Consider the following 20306-nt stretch of genomic DNA (forward strand, 5'->3'; position numbering starts at 1 on the left):
ATCTTGTTACCGGGGGGTAGTAAGGGAGTCGGTCGCAGCTCAACGGGGTTTCGCGACCCTGTCCTCGGTCAGGCGGGGGTCGAAGCCGAAGGGCAGTTCCAGGCGGTGGGTGCGCATCAGCTCGTCGTCGGCGAGCAGTTCGCCGGTGCGTCCGTCGGCCGCGATCACGCCGTCGCTGAGGATGAGGGCACGGGGGCACAGTTCGAGGGCGTACGGCAGGTCGTGCGTGACCATGAGGACGGTCACGTCCAACGACCGCAGGATGTCGGCGAGTTCGCGCCGTGAGGCGGGGTCGAGGTTGGAGGACGGTTCGTCGAGGACGAGGATCTCCGGCTCCATCGCCAGGACGGTCGCCACGGCCACCCGGCGCCGCTGCCCGAAGGAGAGGTGGTGGGGCGGGCGGTCGGCGAAGTCCGCCATACCGACCTGCTCCAGGGCCGTGCGGACCCGCTCCTCCAGCGCGGCGCCCTTCATCCCCGCCGCGGCCGGTCCGAAGGCGACGTCCTCCCGCACGCTCGGCATGAAGAGCTGGTCGTCCGGGTCCTGGAAGACGATGCCGACCTTGCGCCGGATCTCCGCCATGTGCTGCTTGCCGACGGGCAGCCCGGCCACCGTCACGGTCCCGGCGCCGCCGCTCAGGATGCCGTTGAGGTGCAGTACGAGGGTGGTCTTGCCGGCGCCGTTCGGCCCGAGCAGCGCCACCCGCTCACCCCGCTCGACGGTGAAGTCGACGCCGAAGAGGGCCTGGTGCCCGTCGGGGTAGGCGAAGGCCAGTCCGGCGACTTGGAGAGAGGGGGTCGTCACAGGGTCCATCCCAACAGACATACGGCGAGCGCGGCGGACGGGAGGGCGAGGGCGTACGACCACTGCGCCCGGGACGCGGTCACCTCGTCGATGACCGGCATCGAACCGGCGTAACCCCGGCTCACCATGGCGAGGTGCACGCGCTCCCCGCGCTCGTAGGAGCGGATGAACAGGGCGCCCGCGGACTTCGCGAGCACCCCCCAGTGCTTGACGCCGCTCGCCTCGAAACCGCGCGACTCCCGCGCGATCCGCATCCGCCGCATCTCGTCCGCGATGACATCGCCGTACCGGATCATGAAGGACGCGATCTGTACGAGCAGCGGCGGGAGCTTCAGTCGCTGGAGTCCGAGGAGCAGGGCGCGCAGTTCGGTGGTGGAGGCGAGGAGTACGGAGGCGGCGACGCCCAGGGTTCCCTTGGCGAGGACGTTCCAGGCGCCCCACAGCCCGTTCACGCTCAGCGAGATGCCGAGGACGTCCACCCGCTCGCCCTCGGCCACAAACGGCATGAGCACCGCGAAGGCGACGAAGGGGACCTCGATGAGGAGCCGCTTCAGGAGGAAGGGGGCGGGGACGCGGGCTTGGTGGGCGACCACCGCGAGGAGGACGGCGTACAGCGCGAACGCCCACATCGCCTCGCGCGGGGTTGAGACGACCACGATCACGAAGGCGAAGGTCGCCGCGAGCTTGGTGTGCGGGGGCAGGGCGTGCACGGGCGAGTGGCCGCGCCGGTAGAGCTTGTGGGCGTGGCCGGCGCCCATGTCAGGCGACCTGCGAAGGGGAGACTTCGCTCGTACGGCGCCTGCGGACCGCCCAGAAGACGCCGGTGCCCGCGACGACGGTGACGCCGACGCCGATGACGCCCGCGAGGCCGCCGGAGAGCCGGGCGTTCGAGACGTCCTTGACGCCGTAGTCGGCGAGCGGGGAGTCGGCCGCGGCGTGCTCCTCGGCGGCCGCGGAGATGCCCTTGTCCTCGGCGACCTTCTCCAGGCCGTCGGGGCTCGCGGAGGCGTAGAAGCTGACGAACCCGGCGAGGACCAGGGAGGCGACGAGCCCGGTGATCCACACCTTGCGGTGGGAGGTGTGGGCGGCGACAGGGACCGGGGCGGCTGCCACGGGCGCGTCGACCAGTTCGCCGTTGACGCGCAGCTTGAGCTGCTGGGTCAGGCCACGCGCTCCGTACACGAGATCCGGCCGTACGGCGATGACGGCGCCGACCGTGAGCGCGGTGATCGCGGCCTCGCCGATGCCGATGAGGATGTGGACGCCGACCATCGCGGTGGCGACCTTGTCGATCGAGACGTCGGTGGTGCCGCCGAGCGCGTAGATGAGGGTGAAGGCGACGGCGGCGGCCGGTACGGAAAGCAGCGCGGAGACGAAGGCGGCGGCCGTGATGGAGCGGCGTCCGCGCGGGAGCACCTTCACCAGGCCGCGGAAGACGGCGTACGCGACGACCGTGGTGACGATCGCCATGTCCGTGATGTTCACGCCCAGCGCGGTGAGGCCGCCGTCCGCGAAGAGGATCCCCTGCATCAGCAGGACCACGGAGACGCAGAGGACCCCTGTGTAGGGGCCGACGAGTATCGCCGCGAGCGCACCGCCCAGCAGGTGTCCGCTGGTCCCGGCGGCGACCGGGAAGTTCAGCATCTGCACGGCGAAGATGAACGCGGCGACCAGGCCGGCGAGCGGCGCGGTCTTCTCGTCCAGCTCGCGGCGCGCCCCTTTGAGGCTCACGGCGATGGCACCGGCGGCGACTACTCCGGTGACCGCGGAGACGGGGGCGTTGATGAATCCATCTGGCACATGCACCGTACGAGAATAGCGCCTTGTTGCGAACCTCTCGCAAGAGCGAGACGTCCATGAATAAGCGCGCGAGCATCGGGCAGGAGCACCGGGAGAGGCCCGACGTGCGCCCGGGAGCGGAATCCGCCGAGTGTGCGACATTGGAGAGGTGACGGATTCACAGATTCCGCACAGGTTACACAGCGTAAGGAGTCGGCTCATGTCCGCTGTCGAACAGTACGCACGCGCTCATATCGTCACCGACACCGCAGACACCGCCGCCGACGAACACCGGGCCGTCCCGATCGCCCTCCGCTACGACCCCGAAGCCGACCCCCGCCAGGTCCACGTCACCCTGCCGGGCCCGCACGAGTGGGTCCTCGCCCGCGAGTTGCTCGAACAGGGCCTCCGGGTCCCGGTCAGCGACGGCGACGTACGCGTCTGGCCGTGCGGCCGGGTCCAGGCCGTCATGGAGTTCCACTCCACGGAGGGGGTGGCGGTGGTGCAGTTCGAGTCGAAGACGCTGGTGCGGTTCTTGCGGCGGACGTATATGGCTGCGGCGCCGGTGGCTCGCTGACCTGCCACACGCACCGCTCACTGCGTCTACACCACCGCCACGTGCGCCACGAAGTCCGTCCACGCGGTGGGGTCCACGGTGAGGTGGGGACCCTGGGTGTTCTTGGAGTCGCGGACGTGGATGGTGGCGGGGGCCACGGCTATCTCGACGCAGTCACCGGGTTCGCCACTGCTGCTGTAGCTGCTCTTGAACCAGTCGTGCGCCACCTCCACGCAGTCGCCGGGTTCGGGGCCGCTGCTGTAGCTGCTCTTGAACCAGTGGAGTTCCCTGGCAGTCATAGTCTCCCCAGCAATTGCTCGATGAAGGCTTCCGACTCCCTCGGCGTGAGAGCCTGCGCCCGGATCATGCCGTAGCGCAGTTCAAGGATACGAAGATCCCTGGGACTTGAGACCGGGCGGCCGTTGAACGCGCCGTCGGAACGCCCAACCGCTGTGCCGTCGGGAAACTTCAGCACCTCGATCAGGCCATGCATTCCGGCGTGCTCCTCCCGGTCTGTCGGCATGACCTGGAGCGAGACGTTCCGCAACTGCCCGATACCCAGCAGGTGTTCGAGCTGTCGGCGCAACACCATCTTGCCCCCGAGGGGGCGTTCCAGCGTCACCTGTTCCTGGATGAAACAGAGTGCTGGAGCCGGATCCTGCTCAAAGACGGACTTGCGGGCCATGCGCGCGGCGACCTCACGCTCCATCACACCCTGGGAGAGGGCGGGCTGCCGGTTCTCGAACATGGCAGCTGCATACTCAGGCGTCTGCAACAGGCCATGGATGTGGTGGGTGCTGTAAAGCAGCAACTCAACCGCCCGCGCCTCCAGCTGAGCAAGCTCCCGCACCTTCTTCGGATAGCGGGCCTTCTCCGTGTGCACCCGCAGCACGCCGATCGCCCCGCCCGCATGCAGCACCTCGTCCGCCTGGTACAGGAACTCCAGCCGGGGAATCCGCGCCCCGCGCTCGATCTTGCGGACCATGTCCTCGCCGTACCCCATGGCCTCCCCGAAGTCGGCCGCGCTCATCCCCGCGGCCTCCCGGTGGAACTTGATGACACCGCCGACGACCTCGATCATCGGCGCCATCTCGTCCCCGGGCTCGATGCCCCAGCCGGCCTCGTCCACGCCCTCGTCCACGCCCTCGCTCATCGCCCACCTCCAACGCGCACTCGTACCCGTACGGCACGGAGACAGCCGAGACAGCCCGAGACAAACGCCGGACAGTAACGGTACGCACACGCGCCGTGACTCCTCACCGTAGGCAGAATCGGCCACGCTGAGTGATGTGAATCAAGAGACTGCCGTCCCTCACCCCCAACTCGGCCACCCCATCCGCAACTTCAGCGTCCTCCTGTCCCCCACGCCTCGCGGTGCCCGCCTGGCTCGCCTGCTCGCCGCGGAACAACTCCGCAGCTGGGAGCTTCCATTGGAGGCGGCAAGTCAGATCGTCGCCGAGTTGGCGGCCAACGCCGCGACCCACGGGCGAGTCCCGGGCCGCGACTTCCGCCTCACGCTCTACGTCGTCAGCGACACGCTCCGCATCGAGGTCACGGACACCCGCGGTGACCGCCTTCCCCGGCTCAACCCGGCAGAGCCGCAAGCCGATTCAGGGCGCGGCCTACTGCTCGTGGACGCACTGGCGGACCGCTGGGGCGTGACATCGGGACTCCCGCCCCGCAAGACGGTCTGGGCGGAGGTGGACGTTGGCAGAGCCCGTCACCCACAAGGGTGATCATCGCCCCATTGGCCGGATTTCCGACTAGTCGGTCGTCATATGCTCGCCGCCGTTCATCCCGAAAGGAGCACCATCTCCACGATGCTCAGTTCCAATCACCAGATGAAGCACCGAGTCATCCGGCACGAGTCCGGCCTCTTCCCCCGCCTCAGCCGCAAGGTAGGCATCCGAGAGATCGGAACGCCGATCTTTGCCTCCTCCACCACCACCAGGGTGTTCGCCGAAGTCCCGGACGCCAACGAGCCGGGCCAGAACCGGTGACGGCGGACTTTCCGGGCCGCGGGCCGGCCGAAGCTCTCCGCAAGGCCCTCGTGGCGTCATCCTGGGAGGAACGTTCGGACCTTCCGGCCGAGGCTGTGGCCGAGAGCATCCTCGCGGTCTTGACCCGCGTGGGCCTGCCGGTCGGCAAGGTCACCCCCCTATCCGAGGCGTTCCCCGAAGAGCCCGTACCCAACGACCTGTTCGCCCAGCGTCCTCGCCGAGCGAATGAGCGAAGAACTTGCCCGGGGCTACGGCGAGGCGTACGTCACAACCACCTCCCGGGAGTACCTCAAGGGGTTCCTCAGTTGCAGAAGGCTTGACGTCCTGTTTCTCCTCGAAGGCCGCGGCTTCGTTCTCTCCGGCGCCGACCGGGAGCGCATCGCCACCTGCAACGACCTCGGTGACCTCACCCGATGGTTCAACCGCGCCACCACCACGGCTACCTCGGCAGCAGAGGTGTTCACCGAGGACCCGGCCGACCGACAGCAGTAAGAGACACACACAAGGCGGGGCGCCCCACCACACGTGGGACGCCCCGCCAACCGCTACGCGAACCTCAGACCGCTGCCAACTCCCGGTCCTCGTCCGTGCCGCGCCGCTCCTCGTCCAGCTTGCGCAGCCCCTCGCCCTCGACGTCGACGTTGGGGAGGGCGCGGTCGAGCCACTTCGGAAGCCACCAGGCCTTCTTGCCGAGGAGGGACAGGACCGCCGGGACGATCGCCATGCGGACGATGAAGGCGTCGAAGAAGACCGCGATGGCGAGGCCGAAGCCGATCATCTTGATCATCGACTCGGTGGAGCCGATGAAGCCGCCGAAGACGGCCATCATGATGACGGCGGCGGCGGTGACGACGCGGGCCCCGTGGTTGAACCCGGTCACGATCGCCTGGTTGGGCCGCTCACCGTGGACGTACGCCTCGCGCATGCGGGTCACGAGGAAGACCTCGTAGTCCATCGCGAGGCCGAAGACGACGCCCACCATGAAGATCGGCATCATCGACATGATCGGGCCGGTCTCCTCGACGCCCAGCAGGCCGGCGAACCAGCCCCACTGGAAGACCGCGACGACGGCGCCGAGCGCGGCCAGCACCGAGAGCAGGAAGCCGAGGGCCGCCTTCAGCGGGACCAGGATCGAGCGGAAGACCACGATCAGCAGGAGGAAGGCGAGACCGACGACCAGCGCAAGGTACGGAAGCAGCGCGTCGTTGAGCTTCTGCGAGAAGTCGATGTTCATCGCCGTCGTGCCGGTGACCAGCACCTCCGCACCGGTGTCCGCCTTGATGTCGCCGGCCTCGCCACGGATGGCGTGCACCAGGTCCTCGGTGGTGATCGAGGAGGGCTTGGAGTCCGGGATAACGTTGATCGTGGCGGTGTCCCCGGCCTCGTTCAGCGGCGACGCCGTCACCGACACCACATCGTCGAGTTCCTTGATCCGGTCGGTCACCGTGGTGACGGCGGCCTCCGGGTCGTCGCTCGCCTTCACGTCCGCGACGATCATCAGCGGACCGTTGAAGCCGGGCCCGAAGCCGTCCGACAGCAGGTCGTACGCCCGGCGCTGGGTCGTGGACGTCGGCTGCGAACCGTCGTCGCCCAGGCCCAGTTCGAGCGAGGTCGCCGGAATCGCGGCGGCGCCGAGCGCGACGACACCGAAGAGGAGGACGGCGACCGGACGGCGTACGACGAAGCTCGCCCAGCGGGTGCCCATGTTGGGCCTGCCCGCCTTCTTGGCGGCCCGGCCTCCGCCCAGCAGCCTGCTCTTCTTGCCCGCGGGCTGGACCTTCTTGCCGACGTAACCGAGCAGTGCCGGGATCAGGGTGAGAGCGATCAGCACGGCGATGACGACCGTGCCGGCCGCCGCGACCCCCATCTTCGTCAGCATCGGGACGTTCACGACCGACAGGCCGACCAGCGCGATGACCACGGTGAGACCTGCGAAGACGACCGCGGAACCCGCCGTGCCGACGGCCCGCCCGGCCGCTTCCTCGCGTTCGCGGCCCTCGGCCAGCTCGGCTCGGTAGCGGGAGACGATGAACAGCGCGTAGTCGATACCGACCGCGAGGCCGATCATCATCGCGAGGGTGGAGGTGGTGCTGCCGAGGTCGAGCGGCTTCGCCAGGGCCGTGATGACGGAAATGCCGATGCCCACGCCGATCAGGGCGGTCAGCAGGGGCAGTCCGGCCGCGATCAGCGAGCCGAAGGTGATGACGAGGACGACCGCGGCGACCGCGATACCGATGACCTCGGTGGACCCGGTCTCGGGCGTCGCCTGGAGCGCGTCACCGCCGATCTCGACGGTCAGGCCGCCGGCCCGCGCCTCCTTCGCCGTGTCCTCCAGGGCCTCCTTCGAGGAGTCCTTCAACTCCATGCCGGAGACCTTGTACGAGACCTGCGCGTACGCGACGGACCCGTCCTTGGAGATCGAGTTGGCCTTGTAGGGGTCCGTGACGGAGGTGACCTCGGAACCGTCGCCGAGTGCCTCGACGGCCTTCTCGACGGTCGCCTTGTTCTCCGCGTCCTCCATCTTCTCGCCGGCGGGCGCCTTGAAGACGACTCGCGCGGTCGCACCGTCGGCGCTCATGCCGGGGTTGCGCTGTTCCAGCAGGTCGAAGGCCTTCTGTGCCTCCGTGCCGGGTATCGAGAAGGAACTGGTGCCCGCGGCGGGTGCGCTTGCCGCGCCGACACCGGCGAGGGTGAGCAGCGCCACCCAGATCAGGGCGACGAAGTGCCGTCGCCTGAAGGCGAGTCGGCCGAGTTTATAGAGAAACGTAGCCACGAGGGCGTACTCCCGGTCAGGTCGTGGGATGGCAAAGGGCTGGTGCGATCACCCGCTGGGGACCGGGTGAGGGCAGGAAGGATCAGCCCGACGACGTGAGCGGTCGCGTCAGGTACAAGTGCAGGGAATTGCAAGGGACTTACAAGGGGGGTGAGGTTCAGGCGCAGAGGGCAGGGAGGACCACTGCGTCGACGTAAGAGGTGAGGAAGGCCTGGCTCGGAGGTAGTTCGTCGATCATTGTCCGGGCGGCGAAGCCACCGATCATCATGTGCATCACGTAGTCGATCGCCGGGTTGTCCGGACGGACCTCACCACGGTCGATCGCGCGTTGCAGCATGCGCCGCACCTCCGCCATCTCGGGCTCGATGAGCAACTCCCGGAAGGCACGCCGGAGATCGGGGTTCGCGTGCATCGCCACGGCCAGTCCCCGCATCAGCGCGGAGTTCTGTTCCATGTGACAGTCGTCCTCACGCGTCACCATCGCGTGAAGGTCACCCTGGAGGGACCCGGTGTCGACACCGCCGAGCCGGCCCGGCTTCTGTTGCCGCATCGCCCTGGCGACGAGCTCCGCCTTGCCGCCCCACTGGCGGTAGAGGGTGGCCTTGCTCGACTTGGTGCGGGTGGCGACGGCGTCCATCGTCAGGGCGTCGTAACCGACCTCCCGAAGCAGGTCGAGCACAGCCGCGTACAGCTCGGCCTCACGCTCGGGCGTGATCCGACTGCGTCGCACCGTTGCGGCTTCAGTCATCCCACTCACCTTCTCCTGCTCGGCGCACGGAGCGGGGGGAGCTCCGGGCGACACGGTTCTTACGTCTCTGAACATACCCTGAGAGCGAGCGAAACGAAACCGTTTCGTACGTGTCGTGTGTCACGGGTTTCCGGCTCAACCCCGCAAACGCCCCCGCGCACAAGTTGCCGAGGCCCCCCGACCGGAAAAGCATAGGGAGGTGAGCGACGCGCACGAGGACGAAACCAGGGACACGCACGAGGTCGAGCCCAAGGGCAGGTACGAGGTCGAACCCAGGGACACGTACGAGAACGCGACCGGCGAGGAGAGCGCCCCGGGCTACCTGCGCTTCCCACACCTCAGCGGCGACCGGCTGTGCTTCGCGGCCGAGGACGACCTGTGGGTGGCCCCCTTGGAAGGACCGGGCCGCGCCTGGCGCCTCACCGTCGACCGCACCAAGGTCGGCCACCCCCGCTTCTCCCCCGACGGCCGCCAGATCGCGTACACGAGCTGGCGCAGCTTCGTCCCCGAGATCCATCTGGCGCCGGTGGACGGCGGCCCCGGCCGACAGCTCACCTACTGGGGCAGCGCCGACACCCAGGTCTGCGGCTGGTCACCCCCTGACAAGGACGGAAACAGCGACATCCTCGCCGTCGCCTCGCACGGCCAGCCCTTCTCCTACTTCACCTGGGCCTACAGCGTCCCCACCACCGGCGACCCGGGGGGCAAACTCCCCTGGGGCCCGGTCTCCGACATCGCGGTCGCCGACATCGGCGGCGAGCGCCAGACCCTGCTGCTCACCGGCACCCCACCGCACGAACCGGCCGCCTGGAAGCGCTACCGCGGCGGCGCGACAGGCCGGCTCTGGCTGCACGGCAGGCGGCTCCTCGCCGATCTCGAAGGCCACCTCGACACGCCCATGTTCGTGGGCGGCCGCATCGCGTTCCTCTCCGACCACGAGGGCGTCGGCAACCTGTACTCGTGCGCGTACGACGGCTCCGGCCTGCGCCGCCACACCGACCACGACGCGTACTACGCCCGGCACGCCTCCAGTGACGGCACCCGGGTCGTCTACCAGTGCGCGGGCGACCTGTGGATCGTCGACGACCTGTCCGCCGACTCGATCCCGCGCCGGCTCGACGTCCGCCTCGGCGGCCCGCGCGCCGGACGCCGTACCTACCAGGTGCCTGCCGCCCAGCACATCGACAGCATCTCCGTCGACGAGACGGGCCGGGCCAGCGCCGTCGTCGTACGCGGCAGCTTGTACTGGCTCACCCACCGCGACGGCCCCGCGCGCACCATCGCGGACACCCCGGGCGTACGGGTCCGGCTCCCCGAGATGCTCGGCTCCGGCGGCCAGGTCGCTTACGTCACCGACGCGGAGGGCGAGGACGCCGTCGAGATCGCCTACCTCCCGCGTGCGAGCGGTGAACGCGAACCGCGCCGCCTGGCCTCCGGCGAACTGGGCCGCGTACAGGAACTGGTGTCGGACCCGCAGGGCGAGCGTCTCGCGATCGCTTCGAACGACGGGCGGCTGCTGCTCCTGGACGCGTCCGAGGAGTCTGGGGGCACCTCCCGGACGAAGTCTGGGGGAGGCGAGGTCACCGAGCTCATCCGGTCCGTCAACGGGCCGGTGCGCGATCTCGCCTTCTCGCCGGACGGTGCCTGGCTGACCTGGGCACACCCCGGGATCGGCCGCTCCTTGCGCCAGATCAAGATGGCTCGAATTTCCCCGAAGGGACAAGGGGACCGCCTGATCGTCGATGTCACCAACGGCCGCTTCGAGGACGAGAATCCGGTGTTCACGCGGGACGGCCGCTATCTGGCGTTCCTGTCCTGGCGCGGCTTCGACCCGGTGTACGACGTCCACACCGGAGACCTGTCCTTCCCGCTCGGCTGCCGTCCCTACCTGGTGCCCCTGTCGTCCGCGACCCCCTCCCCCTTCGCGCTCAACCCCGACGGCCGGCCGGTCGCGGGAGGCCTGGACCCGGTCGAGGACGACACGGGCGACGGCTCCACGGTGACCGTCGAGATCGAGGGCCTGGAGAGCCGGGTGACGCCGTTCCCGGTCACCGCCTCCAAGTACTCGGCGCTCTACCCGGTCGCGGGCGGCGGCCTGGTCTGGCTGCGCTGGCCGATCTCGGGCGCGCTCGGCGAGACCTTCGCCAACCCCGACGACACCTCCGGCCGCCCCACCCTCGAGTACTTCAACATCGCCAAGGCGAAGAAGTCCGAACTCGTCGACCATCTCGACTGGTTCGCGGTCAGCGGCGACGGCAGCCGGCTGGTCGTGGTCGACGAGGGCGACCTGCGCGCCGTCCCCTCCACCGAGTCCGGCGACGGCGACTCCACGGTCTGGATCGACCTGCGCCGCATCCTGCACGAGGCCGACCCGCCCGCCGAGTGGCGCCAGGCGTACGAGGAAGCGGGCCGCATCATCCGCGCGTACTACTGGGAGCCACAGATGTGCGGCATCGACTGGGACGCGGTGCTCGCGCAGTACCGCCCCCTGGTCGAACGGGTCGCGTCCCCCGACGACTTCGCGGATCTGCTCCGCGAGGTGCTCGGCGAACTGGCCACCTCGCACGCGTACGTCTCCGCCGCCCGCCGCAACGAGGGCCCGGCCCACTACCAGCGCCGGCAGGGCCTGCTCGGCGCCAACTTCGTCCGCAGGGACGGGAGTTGGATGCTCAAGCGGATCCTCCCCGGCGACTCCTCGGACTCCAAGGCCCGTTCACCGCTGGCCGGCACGGGCATTCGCGAGGGCGCGATGCTCACCCACGTGGACGGCCGGCCGGTGGACCCGGTCACGGGCCCGTATCCCTTGCTGGCGGGCGCGGGCGGTACGACGGTGGAGCTGACGTTCACCCCGGCGGAGTTCACCCCGGCGAAGGGTGCGGGGCGCTCCCGCCGGGTCGCCGTGGTCCCGCTCATCGACGAACGGCCGCTGCGCTACCAGGACTGGGTGGCCAAACGCCGTGACGTCGTACGGGAGTTGAGCGGCGGACGCTGCGGCTATCTGCACATCCCCGACATGGGCGGCTCGGGCTGGGCCCAGTTCAACCGCGACCTGCGCCTGGAGGTGTCCCGGCCCGCGCTCATCGTCGACGTGCGCGGCAACGCGGGCGGCCACATCAGCGAACTGGTCGTCGAGAAGCTGACCCGCAAGATCCTGGGCTGGGACCTGACACGCAACGCCCAGCCGGTGTCGTACGCCTCCAACGCTCCGCGCGGTCCGGTGGTGGCCCTTGCGGACGAAGCGACCTCGTCCGACGGCGACATGATCACCGCCGCCTTCAAGCTGCTGAAGCTGGGGCCCGTCGTCGGCCAGCGCACCTGGGGCGGAGTCGTCGGCATGACCGGCCGGCACCGTCTCGGCGACGGGACGGTGATCACGGTCCCGATGAACGCCGCCTGGTTCGACGCGTACGGCTGGTCCATCGAGAACAAGGGCGTCTACCCCGACCTGGAGATCCTCCGCACACCGCTGGACTGGGCCGAGGGCCGCCACGCGCAGCTCGACGACGCCGTCCAACTCGCCCTGGACCTGCTGAACACACAGCCCGCGGCCTCCCCGCCGGACTACTCGAACGTGCCGGACCGGACGAGGCCGAAGCTGCCGCCGCGAGCCTGAACACCGGGGTGGGGCGCCCTCGTTGAGGAGGGCGCCCCACCCAGGTACTGCTCGTGCGGCGACTCGACGACCGGACCTCAGAGGCCAGATCGTCCGACGTCAGAGGTCAGATCGCCAGACACCAACTGCCAGACGTCAGACGTCGTAGTCCTGGTCGAAGCGGTCCTGAGCCTCCTGCTGCATGCGGTCCGTGCCCCGCTCACCACGCTCGCCACGGTCCTGCTCGCCGCGCTCGCGGTCCCGCCGGCCGGGCTCGGGCTGCCGCGAGGAACGCTCGCTCGCCTCGTCCTGGTTCTCGGCGTTCTCGCCCATCTTCTTCTTGGCCCGCTGCTTCATCTCTTCGGCCTTGTCCTGGAACTGGTCCTTCATACCCATGAGTTTTCACTCCCGTTTGTGGGTGAGGGGGTCAAGCCTCGACCAGACTTACACGGGGCCACAGAGCACGCATTTCGATCAATAACGCACGGTGAGTACGCCCAGGAACTCCAGGTCAGACGCCCTGCCGTTCCTCCTCGTCCGCCGCCCCGCCCGCACCCACAAGTCCCCTGCCCACACCCTTGAGTCGTGGTTCGAGCCGCCGCATCTCCCGCTCCCCCACCACCGCGATGATCCCGGGAAGGTAACCGCGGATGCCCTGCGTCCCCCGCAGCCACCACTGCGCGTACACATGGCTCGACCGCCGCTCGATGCCGGCGACGATCCGGTCGACGGCAGGACCCAGCGGATACGTCTTGTTGGCCGGCCACGGCAGCCGCTGCCGCAGTTCGCGCATCACGTCGTCCTGATCGGCCCCGCGCACCATGTCGGTGTCGGTCCACGACAGGTAACCGACGCCGACCCGCACCCCCTTGTAGCCGACCTCGGCCCGCAGACTGTGCGCGTACGCCTCCACGCCCGACTTGGACGCGCAGTACGCGGTCATCATCGGCGCCGGGGTGACCGCGGCGAGCGAGGCGATCTGGAGCAGATAACCGCGGCTCTCCATCAGCACCGGCAGGAAGGCGCGAGCAGTCACCGCGGACCCGATGAGGTTGACCTCGATCACGCGCCGCCAGGCGACCGGGTCGGACTCGACGAAGGGCCCGCCGTTGGCCACCCCCGCGTTCGCGACGACGATGTCCACCTTCCCGAACCGCTCCTTCACCTCCTCGGCGACCCGCGCCATCGCCTCGTGGTCGGTGACATCGGCGTACCAGTGGCCGCTCTCACTGTGCAGCCGCTCCGAGACCTGCTTCAGCTCGTCCGCCTCCAGACCGACGAGCGCGACCTTCGCCCCGCGTGCGGAGAGCTTGCGGGCGAGGAGTTCACCGACTCCCCGAGCGGCCCCCGTGACGACCGCGACCTGCCCTTCGAGGCTCACCCTGCTCATGCGCCCTCCTTGATCTGTACGTACGTCGACACCAGTTCGCGTATCCGCCCGGTCACCAGCTCGGGCGCCTCCACCGGAGTCATGTGCCCGAGTCCGGCCAGTTCGGTGATCCCGACGCAGTTGGGCAGCGCGGCGACCAGGGCACGTGCGTGCAGGGCCGGCGTCATCCGGTCCGCCGTACCCACCAGCACGGCGGTCGGTGCCACCAACTGACGTGCGCCGTCATCCAGATCGAGCCGGTCGAGCACGACCGACCAGGCGTAGCGCACCCGCCGCGGACACGCGTGCACGATCCGCGCGCACGCCTCGACCATGACCGGCGACGAACCGGCGCCCATGGTCGCGTACTTGAGGATCCGGCCGGCGAGCGGCGTGACCGGTCCGAGCGGCGCCCGCGAACCGAGAACCGACCGGGTGATACGGGTCCGCAGCCGCCCGGCGCGCAGCGGCACCACCCGCGACTCGGCGACCAGTTTCGAACTGCCCGTGCTGCACAGGAGTACAGCCGCCGCGTGCTCCCGCAGCCCCGGCCGCGCGGAGGCGGCCATCAGCGTCATCCCGCCCATGGAGTGCCCCACAAGCACGGCCTTCTCGCCCGGCGCGAGGGTGGCCGCGAGCACCGCCTCCAGGTCGTCGGCGAGCGCGTCCGTACCGCACGCGTCGCTCGCGGGACTGCGCCCGTGCCCGCGCTGGTCGTACGCGATGACCCGGTGGTCGGCGGCGAGCTCGCGGATCTGCGCCGCCCAGAAGGCGGTTGAGCAGGTCCAGCCGTGCACGAGGACTACAGCGGGCGCCCCCTCCGCGCCGTGCACCTCGACGTGCAGCCGCGCCCCGTCGGCGGAGACGGCGGTCAGTTCGCGCGCGGCGACGGGCGGGGCGTAGGGCCCGTGCGACACATGCATGAGCCGGCTCATACTCCGGCCTCCACGGCCTTCTCGGCGGTGTTCTCCGTGCGCGGCTCGGCCGCCCGCAGCACCTCGTACTCCGCCAGTTCGACACGTCGCGTCGCCCTGCGGAACTCGGTCGTGGTCCCCGGCCAGATGGTCGTGTTGACCCCGTTGGCGTCGAGGTACCAGCTTTCGCAGCCGCCGACGTTCCACACCGTGCGCTTCATCCGCCCCTGGACCTGGCGGTTCCAGGCGTCCACGGCGTGGGGGCGCGCGTCGAGGGCCACCCGCCCGCCGAGCACGTCCAACTGCCGTACGAAGTCGGCCATGTAGTTGAGCTGGGACTCGATCATCAGGATCATGCTGGAGTTCCCGAGCCCGGTGTTGGGCCCGACGATCGTCAGCCAGTTGGGGAAGCCCGCGGCGGTGGCGCCCCGCAGCGACTTCATGCCGTCCTTCCAGGACTCGGCGAGCGTCCGGCCGTCCGCGCCGACGACCCGGTCGGCGATCGGCATGTCGGTGACGTGAAATCCCGTACCGAAGACGATCGCGTCGACCTCGGCCTCGCTGCCGTCGGCCGCGACGAGGGTGGATCCCCTGATCTCGCTGAGACCGCCCACCAGGTCCACGTTGGGCTGGGCGAGCGCCGGATAGTAGGAGTTGGAGAGCAGGATCCGCTTGCAGCCGATGCGGTAGTCCGGGGTGAGCCGGGCCCGCAGACCAGCGTCCTTGATGGCGCGGGCGATGTTGCGCTTGGCCAACTGCTCCACCATCCCCAGCTCGTTGGGCCGCTTGGTGAACGCCTGGACCTGCAACTCCCGGATCCCCCACAGGAGTCCGCGCCTGGCCTGCGCCGTGAACGGCAGCTGCCGGTGCAGCCACCGCTCGACGCCGCTGATGGCACGGTCGGTGCGCGGCATCACCCACGGCGGGGTGCGCTGGAAGAGCGTGAGGTGCGCGACCTCCGGCTGGATGGCCGGCACGATCTGAATGGCCGAGGCCCCCGTACCGATCATGGCGACGCGCTTGCCGCGCAGGTCGTAGTCGTGGTCCCAGCGGGCGGAGTGGAAGACCTTGCCGGGGAAGGTGTCGATCCCCGCGATGTCCGGGACCTTGGGGTCGGACAGCGCCCCGGTGGCGGACACGACGACGTCGGCGGTAAGAAAGCCGCTACTGGTCTCGATCCCCCACCGCAGCTTCTCCGCGTCCCAAGTCAGCTTCTTCACTTCGGAGTTGAAGCGCAGATGCGACCGCAGCCGGAAGACGTCCGCCACGTGCTCCAGATAGGCGCGGATGTGCTCCTGCCCGGAGAAGGTACGCGGCCAGTCGGGATGGGGCGCGAACGAGAACGAGTACAGATGGGACGGTACGTCGCAGGCGCAGCCGGGATAGCTGTTGTCCCGCCAGGTGCCGCCCACGCTGTCGGCCCGCTCCAGGACGACGAAATCGGTGGCCCCTTCACGGCGGAGCCGCACGGCCGCCCCCAGCCCGCCGAACCCGGACCCGATCACCGCCACCCGCACATGCTCGTGCTCGGTCATCCCGAAGCCTCCCTGACCCACGACTCTGCCAGTGAACACTGGCGCAATGGGGAGAGTAGGGCAGGTTCGTACTCATGGGTAGGGGTCGCGACAGGGAAAGTTACCGACGGTACGACGTAGGGTGCGCTCGTGACGGAGAAGCGCGAGTACCGGATGGCGGAGCTGGCCAAGGAGGCCGGCATCACCGTGCGCACCCTGCGCTTCTACCGCGAGCGCAAACTGATTCCGCCGCCCCGCCGCGAGGGCCGTATCGCCTGGTACGACACCACCCACCTGGCCCGCCTGCGCACGATCACGGCGCTCCTGGAACGCGGCCACACCCTGAACGGCATCGCGGAACTGGCGGAAGCGTTCGACCACGGCCGCAACGTGGGTGAGTTGCTCGGCCTCGGCGAGCCCTCCGAGGAAACCCCGGTCCGCCTCTCCCCCGAGGAGCTGGCCGACGTCTTCGCCGGCCAGGCCACCCCGGAGAACCTCGCCGCCTCACTCGACCTCGGCTACCTCGGCACCGACGGCGGCGAGATCGTCCACATCAGCCGCCGCCTGCTCGACGCCTCGGCGGCCCTGGTCCGCGAGGGCATCCCCCTCGCGGACGTCCTCGCGACAGCCCGCCAGGTACGCGCCCACGCAGACGCCCTCGCCGACCTCTTCATCACTCTGGTCCTCACCGCCGACCACACCCCGTCCGACCTCCAACGCCTACGGCCCCTGGCGAAGACCGTGGCGGAGGCGGAACTGTCGATGGCGATGGACAGACGGCTACGCGATCAGAAGTCGTAGACCTGGCCGCCCAGTCAGTGGTTATAGACCACCCCAGTCAGTGGTTATAGACCACCGTCACCGGCGCATGGTCGGACCACCGCTCCTCATGCGTCGCCGCACGCTCCACGAACCCCTTGACGGCCTTGCCCGCGAGCCCCGGCGTGGAGACGTGGTAGTCGATCCTCCAACCTGCGTCGCCGTCGAAGGCCCGCCCCCGGTACGACCACCACGAGTACGGCCCCTCGACGTCCGGATGCAGCGCGCGCACGACATCGACGTACCCGCCGTCGGTCGCGTCGAAGACCCGCCCCATCCACTCCCGCTCCTCGGGCAGGAACCCGGAGTTCTTCCTGTTGGCGCGCCAGTTCTTGAGGTCGGCCTCGCGGTGGGCGATGTTCCAGTCGCCGCACACGACGACCTCACGCCCGTCGGCGGCGGCGCGCTCCCTGAGCCCCTTCAGGTAGGCGAGGAACTCCCCCATGAACCGGATCTTCTCGTCCTGCCGGTCGGTCCCGACCTCGCCCGAGGGCAGATAGAGGCTGGCGACGGTGACACCGGGGAGGTCAGCCTCGACGTACCGCCCACTGGCGTCGAACTCCGCGGACCCGAACCCGGTCCGCACCCGGTCGGGCTCGCGCCGCGTGTACAGGGACACACCCGCCCGCCCCTTGGCGAGGGCGGGTGCGTGCACGACATGCCAGCCCTCGGGCGCGCGGACCTCGTCCGGCAGCTGCTGCGGCTCGGCCCGCACCTCCTGAAGGCAGAGCACATCCGCGGAGGTCCCGGCGAGCCACTCCACGAAACCCTTCTTCGCGGCGGCCCGGAGCCCATTGACGTTCACAGAGGTAATAGTCAGCACGCGGGCACGATACTTAATCCGTACCGCCCGCCCTACGCATGAAAGTACGAAGGTTCGCATGGATTTCCGCCGGGTCCCTTTCGACCACCCCGACGCCGTCAAGCTCAACGACCAGGTGCAGGCCGAATACGCCGAGCGCTACGGCGACGAGGGCGATGTCACACCGCTCGACGCGAGGATGTTCGAGCCACCGCTCGGCCTCTACCTCATCGCGTACGACGACCGGGACCGGCCGGTGGCCACCGGCGGCTGGCGCGCCCAGGACGAGAACGACGAGGGGTACGCGGACGGCGACGCCGAGCTCAAGCGCATGTACGTGATCCCTCAGGCCCGCGGCCTCGGCCTCGCCCGCCGCATCCTGGCCGCCCTGGAGACGGACGCCCGCGCGGCCGGCCGTACCCGCATGGTCCTGGAAACGGGCACCGAGCAGCCGGAGGCGATCGCCCTCTACGAGTCGAGCGGCTACGAACCCTGCACCAAGTTCGGCCACTACCGCGACTCCCCCCTGAGCCGCTGCTTCGCGAAGCCACTTCGCGCGAAGTAGACGCCGGTCAAACAGAAACCCCGAGGCTCATACCGGTCGCACCGCCTCCGCCGGCTGGAGGCGGGCCGCACGCCCCGCCGGGTAGAGGCCGGCGAGGCCGCCGATCGCGAGGGCGGCCAGTACACCGCCGGCCAGCCCCTGGGCGGGCAGGACGACCGGCCAGTCCGCGCTGACGTCGTACCCGACGGTGATCGCGGCACCCAGCGCCACGCCAACGAGTCCGCCCGCTCCCGCCTGGGCCAGCGCCTCCACCAGGAACTGCACCCTGACATGGCGCCGCGAGGCGCCGAGGGCGCGCCGCACCCCGATCTCGCCCCGCCGCTCCAGCACCGAGATGACCATGATGTTGGCGATGCCCACCCCGCCCACCAGCAGCGCGACCCCGCCGAGCCCGAGCAGCAGCGCCGTGAACGATGTGTCCGCGGCGGCCCGTGCCTCCAGCGCGTCCGACGGCCGGGTGACCTCGACCTCCCCCGGGCTCCGCGGGTCGGCGGTGCCGGCAGCCACCTCGTACACGGCGTTGACGTGCTGCGGGTCGGTCCGGAGGTAGACCGTCGTGGGCGACCCCTCGTAGCCGAACTCCTGCTCGGCGATACGGGTGCTGATGATCGCCGCGTTGTCGAGCTCGGGCGCCAGCGGCATCGCCTTGAGTACGCCGACCACCGCGAACCACTGGTCCCCGAGCCAGACAAGCTGGTCCCCCCGGGCCAGGTCGACCCCCTGGCGCCGGGCGGCCGTCGTACCGAACACGACCGTGGGGTAACCGTTCACCCCCTGGTCCAGCCAGTGTCCGGCCGCGAGCTCGCCGCCCAACGTGCTCAGCAGGCCGCCGTCGGCCGCCAGCACCGCCGTACCCCTGGTGTCGGTCGCCGGAAGCCGGTCGCTGCGCCGTACGGTCACGTCGAGTTGGGCGGTCATGGCCACGGCCTGCACCTGGTCGAGGAGCGACAGCCGGCCAGGCGCCTGCGCCGGGAGCTGGGCACTGCCGCCGGTCAGGGACTGCCCCGGAGTGACCGTCAGATAGTTGGTGCCGAGCCGGTCCAGGACCGCGAGGACGTTCGCCTTCGAGGAGGCCGAGATTCCGACCACGGCCACGATGGCGGCGATCCCGATCGAGATGCCGATCGCCGTCAGCACCGCCCGCCCGCGTCGGCCGCCCGCGCCGACCAGCCCGAGCAGACCGAGGGCCAGCGCGTCACGGGGCCGCAGCACGGACCTCAAGCCACCGCCGCCGGACCTCAAACCACTGCCGACTGACCTCACGCCGCCCCTCGCAGACCCCACGCCACCACCCGCCGACCTCATGCCACCACCCCCTGGGCGACGATCCGGCCGTCGCGGACATGGAGGCGGCGCGGTGCCGCGCGGGCGATGTCCTCGTCGTGGGTGATGAGCGCGAGCGTCGCGCCGGCCGCGTGCAGTTCGCCGAACAGGTTCATGATCTCCTCACCGGTACGCGAGTCCAGGTTCCCGGTCGGCTCGTCGGCGAGTATCAGGGCCGGTTCGCCGACCAGCGCGCGGGCGATGGCGACCCGCTGGCACTCGCCGCCGGACAGTTGCGATGGCCGGTGCCCGAGCCGCTGCCCGAGCCCGACCCGGTCCAGCGCCCGCGCCGCGCGCTCGCGCCGTTCCCTGACCGGAACCCCCCGGTACAGGAGGGCGGTCGCGACGTTGTCGAGCGCCGTGAGGCCCTGGAGAAGATGGAAGGACTGGAAGACGAAGCCGAGCGCCCGCCCGCGCAGCGCGGAGAGTTCGCCGTCGGCCAGCCGCGTCACGTCGTGACCGTCGACGCGTACGACCCCCGAGGTGGGCGTGGACAGGGCACCCATCAGGCTGAGCAGCGTGGACTTGCCAGAGCCGGACGGGCCCACGATGGCGACCCATTCCCCGGCCGTCACCGTCAGGTTCACCCCGTCGAGAGCCCGTACGGGCGGGGATCCCGGGTACTGGTGCACGACATCGACGAGTTCGAGCACGGGTCCGGCTTCGGGGAGGGGTCCCGCCTCGAGTACGGGTCCTGCTTCAGATTGGGGACCCGACTCGAGTACGGGTCCCGCCTCGGGTACGGGAC

The 20306-nt window shown here is 69.9% G+C and carries 21 protein-coding genes; 7 read left to right on the plus strand and 14 right to left on the minus strand.

What is annotated here, in order from left to right:
• Positions 1-39: 39 nt before the first annotated feature.
• From ACFVKT_RS20315 to ACFVKT_RS20325, 3 genes are read right to left on the minus strand one after another with little or no spacing between them, the layout of a single operon-like run.
• Positions 40-813, minus strand: coding sequence for an energy-coupling factor ABC transporter ATP-binding protein (locus ACFVKT_RS20315; protein WP_385733369.1), 774 nt, complete (start codon positions 811-813; stop codon positions 40-42).
• A complete protein-coding gene (gene cbiQ, locus ACFVKT_RS20320; RefSeq protein ID WP_385733371.1) occupies positions 801-1562 on the minus strand; it encodes a cobalt ECF transporter T component CbiQ in 762 nt (253 codons plus the stop codon). The genes ACFVKT_RS20315 and cbiQ overlap by 13 nt, the downstream gene beginning before the upstream one ends.
• Position 1563: 1 nt before the next feature.
• On the minus strand, positions 1564-2610 hold the full coding sequence (locus ACFVKT_RS20325) for an energy-coupling factor ABC transporter permease (RefSeq protein WP_385733373.1): 1047 nt from the start codon (positions 2608-2610) through the stop codon (positions 1564-1566).
• A 193-nt stretch (positions 2611-2803) separates the two neighbouring features.
• On the opposite strand from ACFVKT_RS20325, the gene ACFVKT_RS20330 reads away from it, so the two are divergent.
• The gene (locus tag ACFVKT_RS20330; RefSeq protein WP_385733375.1) at positions 2804-3160 is read left to right on the plus strand and encodes an SsgA family sporulation/cell division regulator; all 357 of its coding nucleotides are present in this window, start codon (positions 2804-2806) and stop codon (positions 3158-3160) included.
• Positions 3161-3186: 26 nt separating this feature from the next.
• Here the strand turns inward: ACFVKT_RS20330 and ACFVKT_RS20335 are convergent, their stop codons facing one another.
• Together ACFVKT_RS20335 and ACFVKT_RS20340 are read right to left on the minus strand one after the other, a co-directional pair.
• Entirely contained in the window at positions 3187-3438 is a 252-nt protein-coding gene (locus ACFVKT_RS20335; RefSeq protein WP_385733377.1) for a DUF397 domain-containing protein, read from the minus strand.
• Complete coding sequence (locus tag ACFVKT_RS20340) at positions 3435-4292, minus strand: helix-turn-helix domain-containing protein (protein ID WP_385733379.1); 858 nt, start codon at positions 4290-4292, stop codon at positions 3435-3437. Before ACFVKT_RS20340 ends, ACFVKT_RS20335 begins: the two co-directional genes overlap by 4 nt.
• A 136-nt stretch (positions 4293-4428) precedes the next feature.
• Here ACFVKT_RS20340 and ACFVKT_RS20345 point away from each other — a divergent pair, with 136 nt between their 5' ends.
• The 3 genes from ACFVKT_RS20345 to ACFVKT_RS20355 all read left to right on the plus strand — a co-directional run bounded on the left by ACFVKT_RS20345 (position 4429) and on the right by ACFVKT_RS20355 (position 5631).
• Positions 4429-4875, plus strand: a complete 447-nt coding sequence (locus tag ACFVKT_RS20345) for an ATP-binding protein (RefSeq protein WP_385733381.1) — start codon at positions 4429-4431, stop codon at positions 4873-4875.
• An 84-nt stretch (positions 4876-4959) separates the two neighbouring features.
• Positions 4960-5139, plus strand: a complete 180-nt coding sequence (locus ACFVKT_RS20350; RefSeq protein ID WP_385733383.1) for a hypothetical protein — start codon at positions 4960-4962, stop codon at positions 5137-5139.
• 225 nt (positions 5140-5364) lie between these two features.
• Positions 5365-5631, plus strand: a complete 267-nt coding sequence (locus ACFVKT_RS20355) for a hypothetical protein (protein ID WP_385733385.1) — start codon at positions 5365-5367, stop codon at positions 5629-5631.
• Between the two features lie 64 nt (positions 5632-5695).
• Here the strand turns inward: ACFVKT_RS20355 and ACFVKT_RS20360 are convergent, their stop codons facing one another.
• Positions 5696-7912 (minus strand): MMPL family transporter, encoded by a 2217-nt coding sequence (locus tag ACFVKT_RS20360; protein ID WP_385733387.1) that lies wholly within the window; start codon positions 7910-7912, stop codon positions 5696-5698.
• Positions 7913-8069: 157 nt separating this feature from the next.
• Positions 8070-8660 (minus strand): TetR/AcrR family transcriptional regulator, encoded by a 591-nt coding sequence (locus tag ACFVKT_RS20365; protein ID WP_385733389.1) that lies wholly within the window; start codon positions 8658-8660, stop codon positions 8070-8072.
• Between the two features lie 322 nt (positions 8661-8982).
• Here ACFVKT_RS20365 and ACFVKT_RS20370 point away from each other — a divergent pair, with 322 nt between their 5' ends.
• Positions 8983-12273: a S41 family peptidase gene (locus tag ACFVKT_RS20370; RefSeq protein ID WP_385734194.1), complete on the plus strand. Its 3291-nt coding sequence runs from the start codon at positions 8983-8985 to the stop codon at positions 12271-12273.
• 135 nt (positions 12274-12408) lie between these two features.
• Here ACFVKT_RS20370 and ACFVKT_RS20375 read toward each other — a convergent pair whose 3' ends face one another.
• The 4 genes from ACFVKT_RS20375 to ACFVKT_RS20390 all read right to left on the minus strand — a co-directional run bounded on the left by ACFVKT_RS20375 (position 12409) and on the right by ACFVKT_RS20390 (position 16070).
• Complete coding sequence (locus ACFVKT_RS20375; RefSeq protein WP_385733391.1) at positions 12409-12648, minus strand: hypothetical protein; 240 nt, start codon at positions 12646-12648, stop codon at positions 12409-12411.
• Positions 12649-12763: 115 nt separating this feature from the next.
• Positions 12764-13642, minus strand: coding sequence for an SDR family oxidoreductase (locus ACFVKT_RS20380; RefSeq protein ID WP_385733392.1), 879 nt, complete (start codon positions 13640-13642; stop codon positions 12764-12766).
• A complete protein-coding gene (locus ACFVKT_RS20385; protein WP_385733394.1) occupies positions 13639-14556 on the minus strand; it encodes an alpha/beta fold hydrolase in 918 nt (305 codons plus the stop codon). Before ACFVKT_RS20385 ends, ACFVKT_RS20380 begins: the two co-directional genes overlap by 4 nt.
• Positions 14553-16070, minus strand: a complete 1518-nt coding sequence (locus ACFVKT_RS20390) for a flavin-containing monooxygenase (RefSeq protein ID WP_385733396.1) — start codon at positions 16068-16070, stop codon at positions 14553-14555. The genes ACFVKT_RS20385 and ACFVKT_RS20390 overlap by 4 nt, the downstream gene beginning before the upstream one ends.
• Before the next feature lie 153 nt (positions 16071-16223).
• Between ACFVKT_RS20390 and ACFVKT_RS20395 the strand changes: the two genes are divergently transcribed.
• The gene (locus ACFVKT_RS20395) at positions 16224-16850 is read left to right on the plus strand and encodes a MerR family transcriptional regulator (RefSeq protein ID WP_385734196.1); all 627 of its coding nucleotides are present in this window, start codon (positions 16224-16226) and stop codon (positions 16848-16850) included.
• Between the two features lie 37 nt (positions 16851-16887).
• Here ACFVKT_RS20395 and ACFVKT_RS20400 read toward each other — a convergent pair whose 3' ends face one another.
• The gene (locus ACFVKT_RS20400; RefSeq protein WP_385733398.1) at positions 16888-17691 is read right to left on the minus strand and encodes an exodeoxyribonuclease III; all 804 of its coding nucleotides are present in this window, start codon (positions 17689-17691) and stop codon (positions 16888-16890) included.
• A 58-nt stretch (positions 17692-17749) separates the two neighbouring features.
• Between ACFVKT_RS20400 and ACFVKT_RS20405 the strand changes: the two genes are divergently transcribed.
• Positions 17750-18235, plus strand: a complete 486-nt coding sequence (locus ACFVKT_RS20405) for a GNAT family N-acetyltransferase (protein WP_385733400.1) — start codon at positions 17750-17752, stop codon at positions 18233-18235.
• Positions 18236-18262: 27 nt separating this feature from the next.
• On the opposite strand, the gene ACFVKT_RS20410 is transcribed toward ACFVKT_RS20405, so the two are convergent.
• Together ACFVKT_RS20410 and ACFVKT_RS20415 are read right to left on the minus strand one after the other, a co-directional pair.
• Positions 18263-19447, minus strand: coding sequence for an ABC transporter permease (locus ACFVKT_RS20410; RefSeq protein ID WP_385733402.1), 1185 nt, complete (start codon positions 19445-19447; stop codon positions 18263-18265).
• Positions 19448-19536: 89 nt separating this feature from the next.
• The gene (locus ACFVKT_RS20415) at positions 19537-20211 is read right to left on the minus strand and encodes an ABC transporter ATP-binding protein (RefSeq protein ID WP_385733404.1); all 675 of its coding nucleotides are present in this window, start codon (positions 20209-20211) and stop codon (positions 19537-19539) included.
• Positions 20212-20306: the final 95 nt, after the last annotated feature.

Origin of the sequence: Streptomyces sp. NPDC127595, assembly GCF_042671685.1 — a bacterium.
Lineage (GTDB): Bacteria > Actinomycetota > Actinomycetes > Streptomycetales > Streptomycetaceae > Streptomyces.